Here is a 425-nt window from a genome sequence, read left to right on the forward strand (position 1 = left end):
TCTGCATTAAGGGATTTATGCTTTCTGCATATCGCTCAATTCTCTGGGAAGAATGAGGTAAATTAATTGAGATAGGAAGGAGAAAAACAGATGGAACAGGAAGAACGTATGAGAGAAGTGGAACAAGTTCTATGGGACACGATTAACCAGCAGATGTGGGACTATCTGAGAGAACGTGTGGAATACCAGGAGTTAATCAATGAAGAAAATAAGTTGCTTGGAGAATCTGAAACCGTAACGCTGCTGCTGGAGGGGCGCAGACAAGGAGCGATTACCTTGTCGGAAACAGAAACGCTTGTACTCGAGAAAGCCTTGCGGGTAGCAGGACAGAAAGAAGAAATAGAGCGCAAAGAACTCTATTATCTGGGATACATACATTGCTACCGGCTGGCGCAGCGGATGGGAATTTTGTAAAAAAGCAGATT

The 425-nt window shown here is 43.8% G+C and carries 1 protein-coding gene; it reads left to right on the plus strand.

The annotated features are described in order from the left end of the window. The first annotated feature begins 90 nt into the window (after nucleotides 1-90). A complete protein-coding gene (locus NE619_RS18060) occupies nucleotides 91-414 on the plus strand; it encodes a hypothetical protein (RefSeq protein ID WP_256133869.1) in 324 nt (107 codons plus the stop codon). Nucleotides 415-425: the final 11 nt, after the last annotated feature.

The organism is Anaerovorax odorimutans, assembly GCF_024459955.1.
GTDB classification, from domain to species: Bacteria; Bacillota; Clostridia; order Peptostreptococcales; family Anaerovoracaceae; genus Hominibacterium; species Hominibacterium odorimutans_A.

What these genes read in the sequence shown, in the direction of transcription:
- NE619_RS18060 (WP_256133869.1), top strand. Translation starts at nt 91, where the DNA reads ATGGAACAGGAAGAACGTATGAGAGAAGTGGAACAAGTTCTATGGGAC.